This window comes from Nocardia transvalensis NBRC 15921 (assembly GCF_000308875.1).
GTDB classification, from domain to species: Bacteria; Actinomycetota; Actinomycetes; order Mycobacteriales; family Mycobacteriaceae; genus Nocardia; species Nocardia transvalensis.
Map to the genome: position 1 here is coordinate 1 of NZ_BAGL01000063.1, position 20,499 is coordinate 20,499.

Sequence of the window (20,499 nt, forward strand, 5' to 3'; positions counted from 1 at the left end):
GCGCCAGGTGACCGGGCGGGTGTAGCTGGGGCCCTCGAGCAGGCCGTCGGAGAACGAATCCTGTTGGTGGGACTGCTGATTGCCCAGCACGCCGGGAATCAGGCGGACGACGGCCTCGGCCATCACGAGCACCGCGGCCTCGCCGCCGATCAGCACGTAGTCACCGATGCTGACCTCCTCGACCCGCACCCGGCGCGCGGCGTCGTCGAAGACGCGCTGATCGATGCCCTCGTACCGGCCACAGGCGAACACCAGATGCCGTTCGGCGGCCCAGCGTTCGGCCGTGGCCTGGGTGAAGGGGACACCGGCGGGCGTGGGCACCACGAGCAGCGCGCCGTCCGGGCACACCGCGTCGAGCGCGTCGCCCCAGACGGTCGGCTTCATCACCATGCCCGGTCCGCCGCCGTACGGGGCGTCGTCGACGGACTGGTGCACGTCGTGGGTCCACTGCCGCAGGTTGTGCACGCCCAGCTCGACGATCCCCTTGTCGATCGCCTTGCCCAGCAATGCCGTTCGCAGCGGTTCGAGGTATTCGGGGAAGATGGTGACAGCATCGATCCGCAGCGCGGCGGCGGAGTCGCCGGAACCCATCCTCACTCCTTGTCGAGCAGTCCCTCGGGCGGATCGATCACGACCCGGCCCTCGGCGACCGACACGCTGGGCACGATCGCGGTGACGAACGGGATCAGAATCTCCCGGCCGTCGTCGGCGGCGCGCACCGACAGCAGTTCACCCGCGGCGGAGTGCAGCACCTCGGTGACCTCGCCGACGACGGCACCGTCCACGAGCTGCACCGACAGGCCCTCGAGTTCGTGGTCGTAGAACTCGTCGGGATCCTCCGACGGCGACAGATCGGCGGTATCGATCAGGAACAGGGTGCCGCGCAACGCGTCCGCGGCCGTGCGATCCGACACCCCGCGCAGGCACACGAGAAGCCGGCCCGAATGTTCCCGGACCGACTCCACGGTGTAGTCCTGCGTCGACGTCGCCCGCGGCAGCCGCCCGCGCAGGACGATGCCCGGCGCGAACCGCTGTTCCGGCTCGTCGGTACGCACCTCGACGACGAGTTCGCCGCGCACCCCGTGCGATTTGGCGACCCGCCCGACGACAAGTTCCATCTACTGGTCGGTGTCGACCACGTCGACCCGGATACCCCGGCCGCCGATACCGGCGACGAGGGTGCGCAGCGCGGTCGCGGTGCGGCCACCGCGGCCGATCACCTTGCCCAGGTCGTCCGGGTGCACGTGCACCTCGACGGTGCGACCGCGACGGCTGGTGATCAGGTCCACGCGGACGTCATCGGGATTGGCGACGATGCCGCGGACCAGGTGCTCCACGGCATCAGCGACGACGGCGGTCATTACTACTCCGCAGCCTCGGCCGGGGCCTCCGCCTCGGCGTCCTTCTTGGACGCCTTCTTCTTCGGGGTGACGGCCTCGGCGACCGGCTCGCTGTCGGCGGCGGCCAGCGCGGCGTTGAACAGGTCCAGCTTGCTCGGCTTGGCGGCCTTGGCCTTCAGCGTGCCCTCGGCGCCCGGCAGGCCCTTGAACTTCTGCCAGTCACCGGTGATCTCCAGGATGCGCTTGACCGGCTCGGTCGGCTGCGCGCCGACGCCCAGCCAGTACTGCACGCGCTCCGAGTTCACCTCGATCAGCGAGGGCTCTTCCTTGGGGTGGTACTTACCCACGCTCTCGATGGAGCGGCCGTCCCGGCGGGTCCGCGCGTCGGCGACGACGATGCGGTACTGCGGGTTGCGGATCTTCCCGAGCCGGGTGAGCTTGATCTTGACAGCCATGGCTGTATGCCTTTCGGTGGTGGCCGTCGTGAGACGGCCGATCGGTCACGGCGCAATTCAGCGACCAGCACGGAGGCCGGCCCGGTTTTGCGTAGAGTGTGTGACCGCCGCGCGGTACGTAACCGGAGACGGGCTGACACTGTCCATAACGGCGACCGCGGAAGGTTCCGAGGTCGCCCGCGAGGACGATCGTTCATTCTGCCAGACCGATCCCGCACGACCGAAATCGGCCCCGCTCGACCGAGAGCCCGACCCTAGGAACGTCCGAAGCGGACGGCGACGGCCGGACCGGTCGCCGAATCGGGGCGCTCGATGTGCTGCTGGGCGATGTCGACGGCCCAGGCGTAACGGGGATCGGGGCGCAGGGAATGCTCGCGCAGGCACGCCTCGGTGAATTTGATGACGTGCTCGTCGCGGTGGTCCACGGCGCGGGCGATCAGCTCGTCCCACGACGGCGGATCCGCCTGCCGGGCCCGATCCAGGGCCTCCACCTCGCCGGTATCGGCGGTGGTGACCATCATCAGCAAGGTGACCTGCGCCTGCCAGAGGGCCGCGAGGGTGGGTTCGTGCAGTTCCGGGGGCAGGTGCGGCAGCACGAGCCGGGCCGCCGCCGGAGCGGTCACGCCGTGCAGCAGCGGGATCGGGAAGTGCGAGTCGGTATGTGCCACACAGACTCCCGCGAACTGCGCGGTCATCTCGGAGATCAGCCGCTGGATGTGATCGGGGGCCAGGGCGTCGAGGGCCTCGCCGTAGCCGGGCATCGAACGCGGGTCGCGCATGCGCGCCAGGCCCTCCTGCGGACTCGCCGGAGGTCGCGGTATCCGCCGGACCGCGGCGATCGCGTCGGGCAGGGACAGGTTGCCGACCAGGCGGCCGCGCCCCGGCGCATCGACGAAACGCGCGGCCCAGTAGCCGAGTCCCCGCGCCAATTCTCGCTCCTGCAGCGCGGTCGGACGGTCGGTCGCGCCGAGGCCGCGCACGGCGTGAGCGGTGCGGATCAATCCGTGGGTGAGGCCGGTCATCGGGCCGGGCAGCAGCCGCGGCCACCAGCGCACCAGCACCGCGCGCCAGCCCTCCTCGGCCATCTGCCGCGCGAACAGCTCCTCGAAATCGCCGGCACGGCCGATATCACCCAGCGCCGCACGCCATTCCGCCTCCTCGTCGCCGAGTCGCTGGTACGGCACCGGCGGTTCGTGGTGCGGGGCCGCGGCGCGGTACACCTCGATCCACTCCGGGACGGCGTCGCCGTGGCCGAGGACGGCGAGTGCCTCCGCGCCCATCGGCCCGTGATTGGCCAGGTCCCCTCCCCCGAGACTGCGTTCGTATCCCAGATCGTCGAGCCGCTCGAGCGCGTCGTTGACGGCGTCGTGGTAGATGGTCATCACACTCATCTCACTTCGGATATACAAACTATTTGTGAATCCGAAGATATAGGATGCTCTGGTGCCCGACAAGACCGGCGGCCCCCGGGTCCCCAGCCGCGAGGAGATCACCGAGATCATCGGATTCGTCCCGCTGATCTCGAACTACTTCGCGCGGGTGCGTGCGGATATGCCCGCCGAGCACCACGAGTCCTTCATCGGGCACGGGCTCACCTCACGCCACGGCGCGGTCTGTGTACAGCTGATCCCGGACGACTCGCTGACCGTGAGCGAACTGGCCGCCCGCATGGGCCTGGCGCTGTCGACGGTGAGCGAACTGGTCGGCGATCTCGACCGCGCCGGGTGGGTCACCCGCCGCCCCGACCCGGCCAACCGCCGCCGCACCCTGGTGAGCCTGCGGCCCGACAAGCGCGAGCACATGGAGACTTTCGTCGCCCGCCGCGCCGACCCGCTGCTCACCGCCCTGACCACCCTCACCCCCGAACAGCGCGAGGGGTTCGCCGCAGGACTGCGCGCCTGGGCGCATGAGATCCGCAACTGGAGCGCCTGACCCACGCCTCCGGAACTGGAGCGGCCGACTCACGCCTCTCGCATTTTCCGGCACGCTTTTGGCCGGAATCCATCGTGGGTGCGGGTGGTTCCCGGCCAAAAGCATGCCGGGAAAAGTAGGGGGCGCGGAGCCGGGAGTCCAGGGAGACTCGGAGCCAGAAGCCAAGTGAGACTGGGGGCCGGGACCTCAGCGGTGGCCGGTGACGGGGTCTCGGCGGGAATAGACCTTGCCTCGCAGGACGACGAAGGCTGGGGCGGCGAGGACTTCGGGGCCGGTGCGCGGGTCCTGCTCGTAGACAACGAAATCGGCGGGGGCGCCGGGGGCGATGCCGGGGCGGCCCAGCCAGGTGCGGGCGTTCCAGGAGGAGGCGCCGAGGGCCTCGTGGCGGGTCATGCCCGCGCCGGACAGGGCGTCGATCTCGTCGGCGATGCGGCCGTGGCGGATCGAGCCGCCCGCGTCGGTGCCGGTGTAGATCGGGATTCCGGCGGCGTGGGCGTTCGCGACCGTCTCGCGCACGCGGCGGTGCAGGTCGCGCATGTGGGCGGCGTAGACGGGGAATTTCGTGGCGCTGTCGGCGATATCGGGGAAGGTGTCGATATTGATCAGCGTGGGGACCAGCGCGGTGCCGCGCCGGGCCATCATGTCGATCGTGTCGTCGGTCAGGCCGGTGCCGTGTTCGATGCAGTCGATGCCCGCATCGATCAGGCCCGGCAGCGCATCCTCACCGAAGACGTGCGCGGTGACGCGCGCGCCCTCGCGGTGGGCGGCGTCGATCGCCTCCTTCAGCACCGCGTCGCTCCACAGCGGGCGGAGGTCGCCCACGGAACGGTCGATCCAGTCGCCGACGATCTTCACCCAGCCGTCGCCGAGCCGGGCCTGTTCGGCGACGATCTCCGGCAGATCGCGCTCGTCGTCGAGTTCAATGCCCAGTTCCCGGATGTAGCGCTTGGGCCGCGCGATGTGCCGGCCCGCGCGGATGATCTTCGGCAGGTCCTCGCGCTCATCGATGAAGCGGGTGTCGATCGGCGATCCCGCGTCGCGCAGCAGCAGCGCCCCGGCATCGCGTTCGGTCTCGGCCTGCTCGACAGCGCCGTCGTGATCCTCGTGCCCGCCGCCGTAGCGAATACCCACATGACAGTGCGCGTCCACCAGACCGGGCACGATCCAGCCCGCGCCGCAGAGGGTTTCGGCATCGCGGACGGGCTCGACCGAGATCAGCCCGTCCCGCACCCACAGGTCACGAACCTCGTCCTCCGGAAGAACCACTCCCCGCAGATGCAGTCGCATACCGCCTCCTCGGCCGCGGCTAGTTCTTCGGGAACTTCAGCTTCGAGATGTCGATACCTTCCAGACCGGGCGGCAGTTCACCGAGTCCGCCGGGCATATTCGACAGGTCGGGCATGCCACCGGGCATCCCGCCCGGCATCGCGGGCATGCCCGGGAACCCGCCGCGCACCTTCGGCGGCGTCGGCCCGCGGCCGCCCTTCTTGCCCTTCTTCCCCTTCTTGCCCTTGGCATTTCGCCGGGCGCCGCCGGGCATGCCCATCTGGCGGCCCATCTGGGCCATCATCTTGCGGGCCTCGAAGAAGCGATCGACCAGCTGGTTGACGTCGGTCACGGTCACACCCGAACCGTTCGCGATGCGCAGCCGGCGCGAGGCGTTGATGATCTTCGGATTGGCGCGCTCGGCGGGCGTCATACCGCGGATGATGGCCTGCACCCGGTCCAGCTGCCGATCGTCGACCTGGGCGAGCGCGTCCTTCATCTGGCCCGCGCCGGGCAGCATGCCGAGCAGGTTGCCGATCGGGCCCATCTTGCGGATGGCCAGCATCTGGTCGAGGAAGTCCTCGAGGGTGAGCTCGCCGGAGCCGATCTTGCGCGCGGCCTCCTCGGCCTGCTGCTGGTCGTAGACCTGCTCGGCCTGTTCGATCAGCGTGAGCAGATCGCCCATGCCGAGGATGCGGCTCGACATCCGGTCGGGGTGGAAGACGTCGAAGTCCTCGAGCTTCTCACCGGTCGACGCGAACAGGATCGGCTGGCCGGTCACCTCGCGCACCGACAGCGCGGCGCCACCGCGGGCGTCGCCGTCGAGCTTGGTGAGCACGACGCCGGTGAAGCCGACGCCGTCGCGGAACGCCTCGGCGGTGCTGACGGCGTCCTGGCCGACCATCGCGTCGAGGACGAAGAGGGTCTCGTCGGGCTGGACGGCGTCGCGGATGCCCGCGGCCTGCCGCATCAGTTCCTCATCGATGCCGAGGCGGCCGGCGGTATCGACGATGACCACGTCGTACTGCTTGCTCCGGGCCTCGTCGACGCCCTGACGCGCCACGTCGATCGGGTCGGAGGCGGTGATTCCCAGCGGGTTCTCACCACCGACCGAGGTGCCCGGATGCGGCGCGAACACCGGCACCCCGGCCCGCTCACCGACCACCTGCAACTGCGTGACGGCGCCGGGACGCTGGAGGTCGCAGGCCACCAGGAGCGGCGTATGCCCTTGGCCCTTCAGCCATTTCGCGAGCTTGCCGGCCAGCGTCGTCTTACCGGCGCCCTGGAGGCCGGCGAGCATGATCACCGTCGGCGGCGTCTTGGCGAACTGCAGCCGCCGGGTCTCGCCGCCGAGGATGCCGACGAGTTCCTCGTTGACGATCTTGACGACCTGCTGGGCCGGATTGAGCGCCGCCGAGACCTCGGCCCCCTTGGCGCGCTCCTTGATCCGGTTGATGAACTGCCGCACCACCGGCAGCGCGACATCGGCGTCGAGCAGGGCCAGACGAATCTCGCGAGCGGTCGCGTCGATATCGGCCGGAGACAGGCGCCCCTTGCCACGCAGGTCCTGTAGGGCACCGGTCAGCCGGTCGGACAGGGATTCGAACACCGATCGCGCTCCTGGTATCTCGACGGAAGTCACTCGACACACCAGGGTATCGGGCTACTCCAGTGATCGCCGTCGCGGGCGCGGGGCCTGGCGGATGTCGTGGTCCTCCGAGGCCACCATGTAGACCGCCTCACGGGCGGTCAGGCCCAGCTCCAGGGCCATGTTGTCGAGCATGGCCCACTCGGCCTCGGTGGTGTCGCGGTGGGTGACCGTGGACGCGATGGTCATGGCGGTCACCGCCTGCTGTCCACTGAGCGTCCGGCCCGGCAACCAGGAGACCACCCAGCGGTCTCCGCCCACGCAGCGCGCGATGTGCCGGGTCATATCGCTGGTCATCATCGACGCGGAGACGACTTCAATAGCCACCGACCTGCTCCCCTCGTGCTTACGACGCCAAGACAGGTACTGCGACATGCGACAACTCGGATGGAGAGCTTCGGACAGCTCAGATACTAGGGTGGCCCGCGTCACACACGGCTCAGGTTGTAGCAAATACCACGCAACGATCTGGTTAACCGGCAAACGATCGGTTCGGGGGTGATTCGGCAGTCGGGGCGATCGTCCGGTAACCAGCGCCGGACTAGGCCTCGGTGTCCGTTTCGGGCGGTTTCTTCGGTTCCTGCTGCGGAACCACCGCGAGCACGGCGGCCTCGATCTCGGCGCGCCGCTCCGGCGTGTCGTCGTCGCCGAGTTCCAGGCAGAACGCGTCGACGACCGCCGCGCCCATCGTGACCACCTTGGCCCACTGCACATCGACACCCGCGGTGGCCAGTGCCGCGGCCAATCGGCTGAGCAGGCCGATCCGGTCCTCCGCACGCAGTTGCAGCAGCACCTGGCCGGGCGTTCCGGTCTCGAGCCAGAGCACCCGGGGCTGGGCCTGCGAGTACTGGCTGGGCCGCACGCCGGCCGCGTCGCGCTCCTTCTTGGCCAGCACCGTCGACAGATTCAGGTCGCCCCGGACGGCGCGGATCAGTTCCTGGCGCAGCAGCCCGGGATCCGGCGGATCGCCGAACATCGGCGTCACCACGAACCGGTCGATCGCCGCGTCGCCGCTGCCGCGCACCGACGCCGACAGCACGCGCAGCGAATGCAGCGCGAGCACACCGGCCGCATCCGAGAGCAAGCCGGGCGTATCGGGCGCGATGACGGTGACGACGTGCGTGTAGCGGCCGTCGCCGGGCACCAGCTCGACGTGCACGCCGCCGGACTTCGCCTTCTCCAGCAGGTCGTCGGCGACCGGATCCGGTTGCGGCAGCGGCTCTCCCGCCATGACCAGCCGGCAGCGCCGCACCAGATCCCCGATCAGCGACGCCTTCCAGTCGCCCCACACCCCCGGGCCCGTGGCCAGCGAATCCGCCTCGGCCAGGGCGTAGAGCAGTTCCAGCAGTCCCGGATCGCCGCCGAGCGCGTCGACAACCATGTGCACGGTGGCGGGATCCGCGAGATCACGGCGCGTCGCGGTATCCGGCAGCAGCAGGTGGTAGCGCACGATCGCCGACAGCGTGTGCACATCCGACGGCCACAGCCCCAGCCGCCGGCCGATCTGGGTGGCGAGATCGGCGCCGACGACGCTGTGGTCCTCGGCGCGCCCCTTGCCGATGTCGTGCAGCAGCGCGCCCAGCAGCAGCAGGTCGGGGCGGACGACGCGGGTGCTCAGCGCCCCGGCGTACGCGACCGCCTCGACCAGGTGGCGGTCCACGGTCCAGGTGTGCATCGGATCGCGTGGCGGCAGGTCGCGCACGGCGCCCCACTCCGGGAACAGCCGGCCCCACAGCCCGGTCCGGTCGAGCGCCTCGACCGCGTCCACGGTCCCGCGCCCGGCGCCGAGCAGCACCAGCAGGTCGTTGAGCGCCTCCCGCGGCCACGGCTCGCGCAGTTCGGGGGCGTCCTCGGACAGGCGGTTGAGCGTGGTCGCCGCCATCGGCAGCCCGGTCTGCGCCGAGGCCGCGGCCACCCGCAGAATCAGGCCCGGATCCTTCTGCGGGCGCGCGTCCCGGGCCAGCACCACCTCGCCCGCGTGCTCGACCACCCCCTCATCGAGTGGTCGCCGCACCGGGACCCGCCGCAGCCTGGCGAGGCCGCGACGGGGCAGCGCGTTACCGGCGGTCCGCAGCCCGACGTCGACCGAGTACCCGACCGTGCGCGCGGCGTCGCTGAGCGTGCGGGCCAGATCGAAGCGGTCCCCGATGCGCAGCGCCGCGCCGATCTCGTCGGCGTCCTGGGCCCGCAACTGATCCCGCGAACGCCGGGCCACCCGGTGTAGCTCGGTGCGCACGTCCAGCAGGCGGCGATGCGCCTGCTTCAGGCCGCCGCCGGGAACGTCCGGGCCCAGGCCGGGCATGGCGTCGGTCAGCTGCGCGATGGCCAGCGCGTCCAGCAATTGGATGTCGCGCAGGCCGCCCCGGCCGTTCTTGAGATCGGGTTCGGCGCGGTGGGCGATCTCGCCGCTGCGCCGCCACCGGGCCTGGGCCTGTTCCACGAGTTCGCCGAAGCGGGAGCGGATTCCGGTGCGCCACTCCCGGCGCACCCCGCCGATCAGCAGATTGCTCAGCTCCTCGTCGCCGACGATGTGCCGGGCCTCGAGCATGCCGAGGCCCGCGGTGAGATCGTCGGACGCGACCCGCAGCGCCTGCGGGACCGTGCGCACACTGTGGTCGAGTTTGATGTGGGCGTCCCAGAGTGGGTACCAGAGCTGATCGGCCACCTCCGCGACCCGCTGCGGGTCCACGTCATCGTGCAGCAGCACGAGATCGAGATCCGAGTACGGCAGCATCTCCCGGCGCCCGAGCCCGCCGACGGCGACCACGGCCAGGCCGCTGTCACGGGTGATGCCCAGGTCCGCGCCCTTGGTGGTGAGCCACAGATCGTGCAGGTCCACCAGGGCCTGGCGCAGGGATTCGGCGTCCAGGCGGGGACGGCGGGCATCCCCGCCGTCCAGCAGCTGATCGCGAGCTCGTACCAGATCCGTTGCACCGCCGGGTAATTCGTCTCTCGCCTGTGAAGCCACAAACACCACCCAATCTCTGCCCGGCACGGGACGGCCCCGCCCCCGCCATCGTCCGGCGGGGAGCGGGGCCGCCGCTCGCTTCTGTGTTCGCCGCGGGCACGGATCCCGCCTGTCTCACCGAAATGCTGCGCGGTTCCTACAGGGCGTCGGCGCCCCGTTCACCGGTCCGGACGCGGATCACCGCGTCGACCGGGGTGACCCAGACCTTGCCGTCACCGATCTTGCCGGTGCGGGCCGCCTCGACGATCACCTCCACGACCTTCTCGACGGAGGCATCGTCGGCGACCACCTCGACGCGGACCTTCGGCACGAAGTCGACGGAGTACTCGGCTCCGCGGTAGACCTCGGTGTGGCCCTTCTGCCGTCCGTAGCCTTGGACCTCGCTCACGGTCATGCCCAGCACGCCCGCCTGCTCCAGACCGCTCTTGACGTCCTCGAGCGTGAACGGTTTCACGATTGCGGTGATCAGTTTCATTGCGTCATGCCTCCTTGACGGTGGTCCGTGCCGTGCCACCCACAGCAGCGAAATCGTATGCCGTCTCCGCGTGCTCCGACTCGTCCATACCCTGGAATTCGGCTTCCTCGCTCGCGCGGAGGCCGATGGTGTACTTGATCGCCAGCGCGATGATCGTGGTGGCGATGCCGGAGAAGGCCAGCACCGCGAACGCGCCGACGGCCTGCTTGCCGAGTTGATCGAAGCCGCCGCCGTAGAACAGGCCCTCGACACCGGCGGGCGCCTCCGAGGTGGCCACCAGGCCGACCATCAGGGTGCCGACCAGGCCGCCGACCAGGTGCACGCCGACCACGTCGAGCGAGTCGTCGAAGCCGAACCGGAACTTCAGGCCGACCGCCAGGGCGCACAGCGCGCCGGCGACGATGCCGATGGCCAGGGCGCCGACCACGTTCACCGACGAACACGACGGGGTGATGGCGACCAGACCGGCCACGATGCCCGAGGCCGCGCCCAGCGAGGTGGGCTTGCCGTCGCGGATCTTCTCCACCAGCAGCCAGGCCAGCATGGCGGCCGCGGTCGCGATGGTGGTGGTCACGAAGGTCGCGCCCGCGATGCCGTTGGAGGCGGTGGCCGACCCGGCGTTGAAGCCGTACCAGCCGAACCACAGCAGCCCGGCGCCGAGCATGACGAAGGGAAGATTGTGCGGGCGCATAGGGGTCTTGGGCCACCCCTTGCGCTTACCGAGCACGATCGCCAGCACCAGACCGGCGACGCCGGCGTTGATGTGCACCGCGGTGCCGCCGGCGAAGTCGATCGCCTTCAGCTTGTTGGCGATCCAGCCGCCGTGCTCACCGGTGATGCCGTCGAACGAGAACACCCAGTGCGCCACCGGGAAGTACACGATCGTGGCCCACACGCCGGCGAACACCAGCCAGGAGCCGAATTTGAGGCGGTCGGCGACCGCGCCCGAGATGAGAGCGACGGTGATGATCGCGAACATCAGCTGGAATGCCACGAAGACCGACAGCGGGATACTGCCCGACAGTGGCACCGCGGCGGGAGCCGCGGGATCCGTCGTGGCCAGATAACTGCCGCCGAAGACCGACTTCAGTCCGAAGTACTGCGTCGGGTCGCCGAACAGGCTGCTCTTGTCGTCGCCGAATGCGACGGAGAAGCCGTACAGCGACCACAGGACCGTTATCAGCCCCATTGCGCTGATGCTCATCATGATCATGTTGAGCACGTTCTTGCCGCGCACCATGCCGCCGTAGAAAAACGCCAGGCCTGGTGTCATCAGCAGCACGAGTGCCGAGCTCGCCAGCATCCATGCGGTGTCACCGGTGTTGGGTTCACCGATTACGGGAAACGCCACCTTGTTCCTCCTCATCTCGGGCTCTGCCGATTACGGCACAACGAGCCTGACTAAGAAGGTTCCTCAGTCGGTGTTTCAGACGTGACGCCGCGGTGTTTCCGCTGAGTGAACGGATGAACTTTCATTGTTGCCGCCACGTTTCGTGACCTTCACCACGCTAATTAGCTCAGCGCGAGCACCCCGGCGGTGTGCGCGCTTCCGACGACATCGCCGCAGGTCAGCCCAGCAAGGCGTCGACGAAGGCGGATGGCTCGAAGGGTGCGAGATCATCGGCGCCCTCACCCAAACCGACCAGTTTGACCGGCACGCCGAGTTCGTGCTGAACCTGGAATACGATGCCGCCCTTGGCCGTGCCGTCGAGCTTCGTCAGCACCACGCCGGTGATATCGACCACTTCCGCGAACACCCGAGCCTGGGTCAATCCGTTTTGCCCGACGGTTGCGTCGAGGACCAGCAGCACCTCGTCGACGGCCGCCTTCTTCTCCACCACCCGCTTGACCTTGCCCAGCTCGTCCATCAGGCCGGTCTTGGTGTGCAGGCGGCCCGCGGTGTCGACCAGCACCACATCCACGCCCTCGGTGATACCGGCGCTGACGGCGTCGAACGCGACCGAGGCCGGATCGGCCCCCTCGCGGCCGCGCACGGTGTCCGCGCCGACTCGCTCGCCCCAGGTCTGCAGCTGGTCGGCGGCGGCGGCGCGGAAGGTGTCGGCGGCGCCGAGCAGCACCCGGCGGCCGTCCGCGACCAGGACCCGGGCCAGCTTGCCGGTGGTCGTGGTCTTACCGGTGCCGTTGACGCCGACGACCAGCAGGATCGACGGATGGTCGTCGTGCGGCAGGGCCCGGATGGACCGGTCCAGATCCGGCCGCAGCGCCTCGATCAGCACATCGCGCAGCACCTGACGGGCCTGCTCGGGAGTGCGGACACTGCGCGAGGCCAGCTCCTCACGCAGCCGCAGGACGATCGATGTGGTGCTGGCGGTGCCCAGGTCGGCCATGACCAGGGTGTCCTCGATCTCCTCCCAGGAGTCCTCGTCGAGGTCGCCGCCGCCGAGCAGCCCGAGCAGGCTTTTACCCATGGCGTTCTGGGACCGCGACAGCCGCCCGCGCAATTTGGTGAGCCGGCCCGCGGTGGGCTCGATCTCCTCGATCTGCGGTGCGGGAGCCGCGGGGGCCACGCCGTTCCGCTCGGGAGTGGTCGTGGGCGCGGGCGCGTCGGTCTCGGCGGGCGCGGCCGTGCCGTCGTCCTCCGTGGCCGGGCCCGCTAGGCCGTCGGCGGGCGCGGCCGTATCGCGGTCCTCCGTGGTCTCCGGTTCCGGCAGGCGGACATCGGTGATGGTGCGGCGCGGCGAGTCCCGCGGAACCGCGGCGTCGTCGCCCACATGCGGCTGGCCCTCGTCGTCGGTCCGCTCGACCGGCACGGGCTCGGGGCTCGGCGGCGCGAGCGTGCCCGACCCGGTACTCCCCTGACTGAAGTTGAATCCCCCGGACGCCTTGTACCCGCCCGACCGATCGGTCAGCTCCTTCTCGGGAGCGGCCGGGGTCATTGTCACCCGGCGGCGTCTGTACAGAACGAATCCGGATACGAACGCCACCAGCAGCACGGCGGCGATCGCGGCGATCAGAACCCAAGCTTGCGCAGTCACGCCCCCATCCTTTCAGAACGCCGGGTAACACCTGCGGGGGTGGCGGGGTCCCGGCCAAAAGCGTGCCGGGACAGGCTGGGAAGATGCCGACACGCATCAGGCTGGGCATATGCCGACACGCATCAGGCTGGGCATATGCCGGACACGCGTCGAGACAGGCACATACCGACACACGTCAAGACGGCACATGCCGGGAACTCGCCACGAGCACACAGGCCGGAACCCGTCACGACGGCACAGGCCGGAACCCGTCACGACGGCACAGGCCGGACTCGTGCGGTGGCGACCTTCAGCCGAGGCGGCCGTAATTGACGGCCTCGGACGTATCCGGGTCGGTGGTGAGGAATGCGTCCAGCATCTCCTCGGCCAGCGCGGGTGAAGTCAGGCGCAGGCCGAAGGCCAGGACGTTCGCGTCGTTCCAGGTGCGGGCGCCCGCGGCGGTGGCGCGGTCGGTGCACAGCGCGGCGCGCACGCCCGCCACCTTGTTCGCGGCGATCGAGACGCCCGTACCGGTCCAGCAGCACACGACACCCCTATCGGCCACGCCCCGCGCGACCGCCTCGCCGACCCCGCCGCCCACCTCGGGCCAGGCGATATCCTCGCCGACCACCACCAGTTCGTGGCCCTGCGCGGTGAGCCACTCCTTCACATATCGGGTCAGGTCGGTGGACTCGTCGGTACCGAAGGCGATCCGCATGCCCCGAGCGTACGACCCCTGCGGCGCATTAACACACCAGTCGGTTACTCCCCGGAATGACACGCCGCGCGGGCAGTAGCGGACACCTTCAACAACCGACCGGTCTGCTCGTCTGAGCACCACGCTGCGGAAGGCTCGGCGAATCCGATACCGAGACAATAGGATCGGCGACGTGACCGATCGAAATGTGCTTGGGGGACCGCTGGAGGAGTGTGGCACCGATCCTCTCACCGGCTTCTACCGGGACGGCTGCTGTAGCACCGGCCCCGAAGACCTGGGCAGCCACACGGTGTGCACTGTCGTAACCCAGGATTTCCTGGAGCACCAGAAGTCGATCGGCAACGATCTGATCACCCCGCGCCCGGAGAACAACTTTCCCGGCCTGCAGCCGGGCGATCGCTGGTGCGTGGTCGCGGTGCGCTGGCTACATGCGCACGAGGACGGAGTCGCCGCCCCCGTCGTGCTCGCGGCGACCCACGAGAACGCGCTCGAGGTGGTCCCGATGGATACGTTGCGCAAGTACGCGGTCGACGTCCCCGACGACGTCAGCGATCTGCTGTAGCACCGGTACCGCCCTCCCGGTCGCGAGCTACTCCGGGGACGTTCGGATCATCGATCTGAAAAGCGGGAGTGTCACACTTCCGGCCCCGGAGAGTCGCGACGGCACAACCGAATCCGACGCTCCGATCACCCTGGCGCGTCGGCCGGTATCCGCCAACCCCGGGACACGCGGCCCGCGGCGGCTGCACAATCGCCCCATGCGGGTCGTGCACTACGCCCACGAACATCTCGCGTCGATCGTCGCGATGTGCCGGGCCGAGAACTGGCCCAGTTATCCGGCCGATCCGGACCGCGCCCACGACGCCCTGCGGGCCCCCGGCAGCCTCACCCTGGTCGCCGTGGACGGCGACGTCCTCGGCTTCGCCCACGCGCTCAGCGACGGTTGGTGGGGTTATCTGTCGCTGCTGCTGGTCGCCGAGCCGTATCGGGGCCGGGGCGTCGGCGGCCATTTGATCGCGGAGGTGTTCCGGCGCAGCGGGGTGACCCGGCTGGATCTGGTCACCGACGAGGCGGGCGAGTACTACCGCGACCGCCCGCACACCACCTTCGACGGCTTCCGGCTCTACCCCCGCAGCTGAGCCCTAGGGTTGCAGCCGCTGGAGATAGTCCTCGTAGAGCACGACGTAGCCGTCCTCGTCGAAGTCGATATCGGCCCGGTAGTCGCCGGAGCTGAATTGGACCGTGCGCCCGCCTCGCGGCTCGTACCGCTGGGTGGTGAGCGTGGCGGACAGATCCGGCACGGAAACGAACCGCATCGTGTAATCCCGCGAGGCGGCGCCGGCATCCAGCAGCCCGTCACGAACGACGGGCAGGGAGTTGAAGAAGGCGGAGTGCTGGAGGTCGAAGTAGTCGGCCCCGTCCAGCCGGTGCCGCACCGGGCCGCCACCCGTATCGACCGTCAGCTCGGATCCGTCCAGTTGCCACCGCAATTGGTACACCAGGCCGATCTGAGTCCCGGACGCCCGGTCCAGCGATTCCACCCGGACGATCTCCATCCGCGGCTCATCGATGCCCTGCCACACGAAGGTTCGCACGTCCCGAGGCTAGCGGGGAACGGCGGCGATGTCCGGCGCTCCGCGGCGGCGGCGATGCGCCTTCTGACGGCAGGCCGGTGAACAGTAGCGAGCGGGGCGGCCCGCACCCGTATGCCGCAGCGGCGCACCGCAGATCGCGCAATCGCCGACGTGACCCCGCGTAACGTTATCGGCTCCGTTTTCGTTACGGCCGCCGGTCGATGTCCCGGATTTCGTTACCGCCCGGCCGGATTCGGTGAGCATCGCCTCCAGCACCATCGCGACCGGGCGCGACACACCGCGGCGCGCGGGCGAAGCGCGCTGGATGGCAACGCATCCGGCGAAGACGGCCAGCACGTCGGGCAGGGTGAGATCGGCCCGCACCGATCCCTCCCGCTGGGCCGCGACCAGCAGCGCTCCGAGCGCGCGGCGGAACCGCTCCCCCGCCTCCCGCAACAGCATTCGGGGCCAGCCGTCGTCGGTCTCGAGGACGTCGCACAGGGCCTTGTTACCGCGCGTGCCGACCACCACCCGGGTACAGAAATCCAGGAACGCCGCGCCGGCCGCCGAGCCGTCGCGCCGGTCCAGCGCCACCGCCGTGAGCCGGTCGATGCGCTGCTGCACAACGGCTTCCAGCAGGTCCAGTTTCGACGGGAAGTGCCGGTGCACGGTGCCCGCGCCGACGCCCGCGCGGCGGGCGATCTCCGCCAGCGACACCGCGGTGCCGTATTCGGCGAAGGCCTCCTGGGCGGCGGCCAGGACGAGCGCGCGGTTGCGGCGGGCGTCGGCCCGCACGGCCGGTGTCGATGCTGCGGTTGTCATTTCGTTACGGCCTCCCGGTCGGCGGGTGGCCTGGGCGGCGCCGGGCTCCTACCGTGCGAATACGGGTCGAATAACCCGGATTCTACTCCCGCGACCGATCCGTCCTCCACCGAGAAACGAGGCACATATGTCCACGGACACCATCTTGATCACCGGAGCCACCGGCAAGCAGGGCGGCGCCACGGCCCGGCATCTGCTCACCGGCGGCCGGCGCGTGCGCGCCCTGGTTCGCAATCCGGCGGCGACCGCGGCCCGGGCATTGGCGGCGGCGGGCGCCGAACTCGTCGTCGGCGATTTCGACGATCCCGCCAGTATCGATGCCGCCGTATCCGGAGTGCGCGGCGTATTCGCCGTACCGCCCAACCCTTTCGACCCGTCCGTCACCGACAAGGACATCGAGGCCCGGCGCGGCGAGCGGCTCGTCGAGGCGGCCCGGCGTGCGGGCGTCGACCATATCGTCTTCACCGGCATCGGGTCGTTCTCGGGTGACGACGAGCGGATCGCCTCGGGGAAGAAGTCCATCGAACAGGCGGTGATCGCCAGCGGTATGCGCTACACCCTGCTGCGGCCGGTGCGCTTCATGGAGAACTATCTGGCGCAGGGTTCGCCGATCGACGGCATCGTCGACGGGGTGCATCGGCACCTGTTCCCGCCGGATCGCCCGGTCCAGATGATCGCGGTCGAGGATATCGGCATCATCGCCGCGCTGGCCTTCGCCGACCCGGAACGCTTCCACGGCCGGATCCTGGAGCTGGCCGGTGATGCCCTCACGCCCACGGCCGCCGCCGCGAAGATCACCGAGGCCATCGGCACGCCGGTCCGCTACCACCAGCTCACCGAGGCCGAGACGGATGCTCTGGGTGAGCCGATCGCCTCTGTCGCCCGGCGCATTACGGGCGGTTCGGTCTGGCACGCCGATATTCACGCGCTCCGGGTCATCCATCCGGGCCTGCGCACACTCGATGCCTGGCTGGCCGAAACCGGTGCGGCGCAACTGAAGTTGTCGGTCGCCGGTTAGCGCCCGCGGGACCCCGTGCTATTCGCCGCGCGGCGCGGGGTCCTCGCCGCCGGGCCGCCACGCTTCGGCCCGTATCCGGGTGGCCGCTCGCCGTGCGGCATTCTCGCTGCGCGCCAACGCGGCTCGGCTTCGTTTCAGGCGTTCCGCGCTGGCGGCCAGCAGAATTCGGGACTGCTCGATCGCCTCGCGGCTGTGCCGCTTGGCGGCGTCCGGCGACCGCCGGTGCTTGCGGGGTCTACCGCCCGGCTGGCGCGGACCCGCCCCGGGTCGTCTCTCGCGGGCCGCGGCGACGTCGTCACGACCGTCCGCTCGGGCCTCGTTTCGTTCGTTCACGGCGACTTCCCGGCGGGCGAGGGTCTCCTCCCACCGGCGCAGTTGTTCGTTCTTCTGCGAGAACCACCCCTCACTCCCGGTGACGGGTTCTCCCCCGCAGTCGACTTCCTCTTGGTCGGATCGTTCGGCCGCCACACACCGATGATCGCAGGTCCGGGAAAGCACCGACAGGGCTGCGAGCCGTCGAATCGGTCAACGGGTCCGGACTACCCGGGCCGCTATCCCACCCGATCTCTGGCATGCTGGTCAGCCGGGATTGCGGAGGGGATCGAAGGATGTCGGGGTTTCCGGAATGGTCGGCGCAGTCGCCGTTCGGTGTGCGATTCGACTGGGGCGCGGCCGGTGCGCGGGCACTCGGCCCGCACTGCGCTGCTCTCGTGGTGATCGACGTGCTGTCGTTCACGACCACGGTCTCCGTGGCGATCGAGGCAGGAACCCGAGTCCTGCCGTATCCGTGGCGCGACGGCAATGCCGCGGAATTCGCCGCCGAGCACGACGCGGAACTTGCCGTGGGACGCCGAGCCGTCTCGGAGCGGCAGCCGTGGTCCCTCTCCCCCGCCGCCCTGCGCCGCGCACCCACCCCCGCACGCCTGGTCCTCCCGTCCCCGAACGGATCCACCATCTCCACTGCCGTCACCGGCATTCCGGTAGTCGCGGCCTGCCTCCGCAACGCCTCCGCTGTCGCCGAATGGATCACCGACCAAGGCTGGGGAACCACTGAGCACCCTGTAGCGGTGATCGCCGCAGGCGAACACTGGCCCGCCCTCGACACCCTTCGCACCGCCGTCGAAGACTGGCTCGGCGCCGCCGCCGTCATCACCGCACTCGCCGAACGCGGGACCGGCCCACTGTCGCCGGAGGCGTCGGTAGCCAAGTCGGGCTACGGTGCCGTCGACGATGTTCGCGCACTGGTCCGCGACTGTGCGTCAGGCCGAGAACTGACCGCCATGGGTTTCGCCGACGACGTCACTGTCGCAACCGAACTCGAGTCCAGCCGAGCCGTACCCGTTCTCGCCGAGGGATACTTCGCCGACGCGACCTGACTACGGCCCGCGCGACCCCTTACCAAGGGTTGAGAGCATCCGGGATGGGCGCCTTCTCCGTTCGACCTGGAGGGTGCACCGGCGAGTGATGTCAATCTCTAGAATCCCGACGGAGTACGGCCTTAGAGTGAATTCGCCGCAGCTACAGCGACACCGGCGGACAATGCGTCGAGGTCGCTTGGTTGCCGAGCGACTCTATCGCCGTCCGCGATTCGAAGAATCCCACGGGACCGACTCTTGCATTCACGACCGGCGAATGGACTGCCTTCACGGCCGCCCTGTCGGAGTCATAGCGCTGCCGGGTTGATCACTGCGCACCCGGGGAGACCGTGCATCCAGAGGGGGTTGCGGACGCCCCCTGCCTGGATACACGGTCGGCGGTTCAGAGGGGGTGGCCGCAGGTGCGGCAGAACTTGTTGCCGGGTTCGGCGCGGGTGCCGCAGGTTCCGCAGAAGGCGTTGATCGAATCCCCTGGCACAGAGGGTGATACCGCGCCGACTGCGGGAGACAACGTGCCGCTGGTGGATGCCGATCCACCGATGGGAGCGGTCAGCACGGGCGAATCGGGGGCCGGGGCGGGCGTGGCAGCGCCGACGGCTGCGGTCGTAACTTGTTCGGAGGCGGGCACATTCGGCGGTGCCTCGAGGGTGACGACACCGCGACGCCGTGATCGGAGCCGGAGGCGCAGCACCACGAGGACCGCGATGAGGATGAGCAGCGCGGCACCAGCGATGCCGCCGATCAGGTACCAGCGCGCGGTGTCGGTGGAGGAGTCGCCCCAGTCACCGAATTTGTCGCGCATCTGTGCCGCGGACGTCTTCATCTCGCTCGCCTTGGCGTGATTCGGCGACAGCGCGAGAACCTTGTCGAAATCCGCGATGGCGGCCGTGTACCTGCCGTCGTAGAACTCGGTCAGCCCGGCGCGGTAGCTGGTGTCCACCGCCGCCAGCGCGGGCTGAACACCGTTGCGCTTCAACAGTTCCGACAGCCCGGTGGCCGGCGCGATGAAGTTGAACGGCTGGGATTCGCCGCGGATGAGGAAGCTGTTCACCCCGATCACCCGGCCGTCGCCGCCCACCGTCGGGCCACCGCTCATCCCGGGCGAGACGGCGGCGCTGATCTCGTAGACCGGCACGCTGCCCTGGGTCTTCTTGGAACTGACGGCCCCTTCCTTGTTCGACGGTTCCGCGGACCGATCGGTCACCTTGTCGGTACTGGCCGGATAGCCGACCGCCAGCACCTGATCACCGATCCTGACATCGGTGTCGGTGGTGAGTTCGGCGGAGGCGAGCGCGTGCGCCTCGACCTTCAGCAGGGCCACGTCCCCCTGGCCGAGCGCGCGGTAGTCGACCACCCGGGCGGGCAGCGCATCGCCCTTCCCTCCGATCCGCACCGCCGCCTGCAGATCCAGCGGCGACCCCTTGGCGTCGCCCTCCACAGTCCAGTTCTTGGAACCGAATTCGTAGAACTCGTCGGCGCCGACCTGCGGCCGCCGATTGTGCGCCTCCACCGCGGCCATCTGAATGTAGTTGTCCCGGAAAGACTCCGACCCCGGCCCGATGTCGACGCAATGCCCCGCGGTCGCGATGTACCCGTCGGGATTGACGACGAATCCGGTACAGGTCGCCTCGACCTCGTACGGCTCCCCGTCGTTGAACACATTGCCGAGTTCGTCGAGAACGTACCCCCTGACCCGCATATCGAGCGAGGCGATCGCCGGCCGAATCAACGCCGCCGCCTTCTCCATCTGATTCGGCGGATGCAACTCCGCGGGCGCCGTACCGCTCCTACTGGAACAGCCGGCCCCCACACCGACCACCACCAGCGACAAGGCCGATACGCCAACAATTCTCAACCACGACCAAGCCCTGGACATGGGTACTCCTCCGGGAAAATGGACCAACGCAGAACATCTGCCCACCCATGGTCACG

At 69.5% G+C, this 20,499-nt stretch carries 23 protein-coding genes; 6 read left to right on the forward strand and 17 right to left on the reverse strand.

Going from position 1 to position 20,499, the window contains the following annotated elements:
- The 5 genes from trmD to ON41_RS21920 form a co-directional block, all read right to left on the reverse strand.
- A partial coding sequence (gene trmD / locus ON41_RS21900) for a tRNA (guanosine(37)-N1)-methyltransferase TrmD (RefSeq protein ID WP_040749776.1) occupies positions 1-564 on the reverse strand: 564 nt, incomplete at its 3' end.
- A gap of 29 nt (positions 565-593) precedes the next feature.
- Positions 594-1,118 (reverse strand): ribosome maturation factor RimM, encoded by a 525-nt coding sequence (gene rimM, locus ON41_RS21905; protein ID WP_040749604.1) that lies wholly within the window; start codon positions 1,116-1,118, stop codon positions 594-596.
- On the reverse strand, positions 1,119-1,361 hold the full coding sequence (locus tag ON41_RS21910) for an RNA-binding protein (RefSeq protein ID WP_040749605.1): 243 nt from the start codon (positions 1,359-1,361) through the stop codon (positions 1,119-1,121). It abuts the gene before it with no gap.
- Between the two features lie 2 nt (positions 1,362-1,363).
- On the reverse strand, positions 1,364-1,795 hold the full coding sequence (gene rpsP / locus ON41_RS21915) for a 30S ribosomal protein S16 (RefSeq protein WP_040749606.1): 432 nt from the start codon (positions 1,793-1,795) through the stop codon (positions 1,364-1,366).
- Positions 1,796-2,049: 254 nt separating this feature from the next.
- The gene (locus ON41_RS21920; RefSeq protein ID WP_246460839.1) at positions 2,050-3,186 is read right to left on the reverse strand and encodes a questin oxidase family protein; all 1,137 of its coding nucleotides are present in this window, start codon (positions 3,184-3,186) and stop codon (positions 2,050-2,052) included.
- Between the two features lie 52 nt (positions 3,187-3,238).
- Here ON41_RS21920 and ON41_RS21925 point away from each other — a divergent pair, with 52 nt between their 5' ends.
- Positions 3,239-3,727, forward strand: a complete 489-nt coding sequence (locus ON41_RS21925) for a MarR family winged helix-turn-helix transcriptional regulator (RefSeq protein WP_040749607.1) — start codon at positions 3,239-3,241, stop codon at positions 3,725-3,727.
- Between the two features lie 186 nt (positions 3,728-3,913).
- Here ON41_RS21925 and ON41_RS21930 read toward each other — a convergent pair whose 3' ends face one another.
- The 8 genes from ON41_RS21930 to ON41_RS21965 form a co-directional block, all read right to left on the reverse strand.
- Positions 3,914-5,014 carry an amidohydrolase family protein gene (locus tag ON41_RS21930; RefSeq protein ID WP_040749608.1) on the reverse strand — a complete coding sequence of 367 codons (1,101 nt, stop codon included), beginning with the start codon at positions 5,012-5,014 and terminating at the stop codon, positions 3,914-3,916.
- A gap of 19 nt (positions 5,015-5,033) precedes the next feature.
- Positions 5,034-6,602, reverse strand: a complete 1,569-nt coding sequence (gene ffh, locus ON41_RS21935; RefSeq protein WP_040749609.1) for a signal recognition particle protein — start codon at positions 6,600-6,602, stop codon at positions 5,034-5,036.
- A gap of 54 nt (positions 6,603-6,656) precedes the next feature.
- Complete coding sequence (locus ON41_RS21940) at positions 6,657-6,968, reverse strand: hypothetical protein (protein ID WP_040749778.1); 312 nt, start codon at positions 6,966-6,968, stop codon at positions 6,657-6,659.
- Positions 6,969-7,182: 214 nt separating this feature from the next.
- Positions 7,183-9,609 (reverse strand): [protein-PII] uridylyltransferase, encoded by a 2,427-nt coding sequence (locus tag ON41_RS21945; protein WP_040749610.1) that lies wholly within the window; start codon positions 9,607-9,609, stop codon positions 7,183-7,185.
- A gap of 136 nt (positions 9,610-9,745) precedes the next feature.
- Positions 9,746-10,084, reverse strand: coding sequence for a P-II family nitrogen regulator (locus ON41_RS21950; protein WP_024806477.1), 339 nt, complete (start codon positions 10,082-10,084; stop codon positions 9,746-9,748).
- 4 nt (positions 10,085-10,088) lie between these two features.
- Entirely contained in the window at positions 10,089-11,435 is a 1,347-nt protein-coding gene (locus ON41_RS21955; protein WP_040749611.1) for an ammonium transporter, read from the reverse strand.
- A gap of 217 nt (positions 11,436-11,652) precedes the next feature.
- The gene (ftsY, locus tag ON41_RS21960; protein WP_040749612.1) at positions 11,653-13,080 is read right to left on the reverse strand and encodes a signal recognition particle-docking protein FtsY; all 1,428 of its coding nucleotides are present in this window, start codon (positions 13,078-13,080) and stop codon (positions 11,653-11,655) included.
- A 289-nt stretch (positions 13,081-13,369) separates the two neighbouring features.
- Positions 13,370-13,777: an RpiB/LacA/LacB family sugar-phosphate isomerase gene (locus tag ON41_RS21965; protein ID WP_040749613.1), complete on the reverse strand. Its 408-nt coding sequence runs from the start codon at positions 13,775-13,777 to the stop codon at positions 13,370-13,372.
- 172 nt (positions 13,778-13,949) lie between these two features.
- On the opposite strand from ON41_RS21965, the gene ON41_RS21970 reads away from it, so the two are divergent.
- Both ON41_RS21970 and ON41_RS21975 read left to right on the forward strand, forming a co-directional pair.
- On the forward strand, positions 13,950-14,339 hold the full coding sequence (locus tag ON41_RS21970) for a DUF2237 family protein (RefSeq protein ID WP_040749614.1): 390 nt from the start codon (positions 13,950-13,952) through the stop codon (positions 14,337-14,339).
- Between the two features lie 196 nt (positions 14,340-14,535).
- Complete coding sequence (locus ON41_RS21975; protein WP_040749615.1) at positions 14,536-14,916, forward strand: GNAT family N-acetyltransferase; 381 nt, start codon at positions 14,536-14,538, stop codon at positions 14,914-14,916.
- A 3-nt stretch (positions 14,917-14,919) separates the two neighbouring features.
- Here the strand turns inward: ON41_RS21975 and ON41_RS21980 are convergent, their stop codons facing one another.
- Together ON41_RS21980 and ON41_RS21985 are read right to left on the reverse strand one after the other, a co-directional pair.
- Positions 14,920-15,372: a putative glycolipid-binding domain-containing protein gene (locus ON41_RS21980; RefSeq protein ID WP_157185579.1), complete on the reverse strand. Its 453-nt coding sequence runs from the start codon at positions 15,370-15,372 to the stop codon at positions 14,920-14,922.
- Positions 15,373-15,381: 9 nt separating this feature from the next.
- Positions 15,382-16,173: a TetR/AcrR family transcriptional regulator gene (locus tag ON41_RS21985; RefSeq protein ID WP_040749616.1), complete on the reverse strand. Its 792-nt coding sequence runs from the start codon at positions 16,171-16,173 to the stop codon at positions 15,382-15,384.
- A gap of 127 nt (positions 16,174-16,300) precedes the next feature.
- Here ON41_RS21985 and ON41_RS21990 point away from each other — a divergent pair, with 127 nt between their 5' ends.
- Positions 16,301-17,191 (forward strand): NmrA/HSCARG family protein, encoded by an 891-nt coding sequence (locus ON41_RS21990; protein ID WP_040749617.1) that lies wholly within the window; start codon positions 16,301-16,303, stop codon positions 17,189-17,191.
- A gap of 18 nt (positions 17,192-17,209) precedes the next feature.
- Here ON41_RS21990 and ON41_RS21995 read toward each other — a convergent pair whose 3' ends face one another.
- Positions 17,210-17,659: a hypothetical protein gene (locus ON41_RS21995; RefSeq protein ID WP_040749618.1), complete on the reverse strand. Its 450-nt coding sequence runs from the start codon at positions 17,657-17,659 to the stop codon at positions 17,210-17,212.
- A 140-nt stretch (positions 17,660-17,799) separates the two neighbouring features.
- Here ON41_RS21995 and ON41_RS22000 point away from each other — a divergent pair, with 140 nt between their 5' ends.
- Together ON41_RS22000 and ON41_RS40465 are read left to right on the forward strand one after the other, a co-directional pair.
- Positions 17,800-18,567 (forward strand): 2-phosphosulfolactate phosphatase, encoded by a 768-nt coding sequence (locus ON41_RS22000; protein ID WP_040749619.1) that lies wholly within the window; start codon positions 17,800-17,802, stop codon positions 18,565-18,567.
- A 131-nt stretch (positions 18,568-18,698) separates the two neighbouring features.
- Positions 18,699-18,860, forward strand: a complete 162-nt coding sequence (locus ON41_RS40465) for a DUF397 domain-containing protein (protein ID WP_083905537.1) — start codon at positions 18,699-18,701, stop codon at positions 18,858-18,860.
- Between the two features lie 89 nt (positions 18,861-18,949).
- Here ON41_RS40465 and ON41_RS22005 read toward each other — a convergent pair whose 3' ends face one another.
- Positions 18,950-20,443, reverse strand: coding sequence for a trypsin-like peptidase domain-containing protein (locus ON41_RS22005; protein ID WP_083905538.1), 1,494 nt, complete (start codon positions 20,441-20,443; stop codon positions 18,950-18,952).
- Positions 20,444-20,499: the final 56 nt, after the last annotated feature.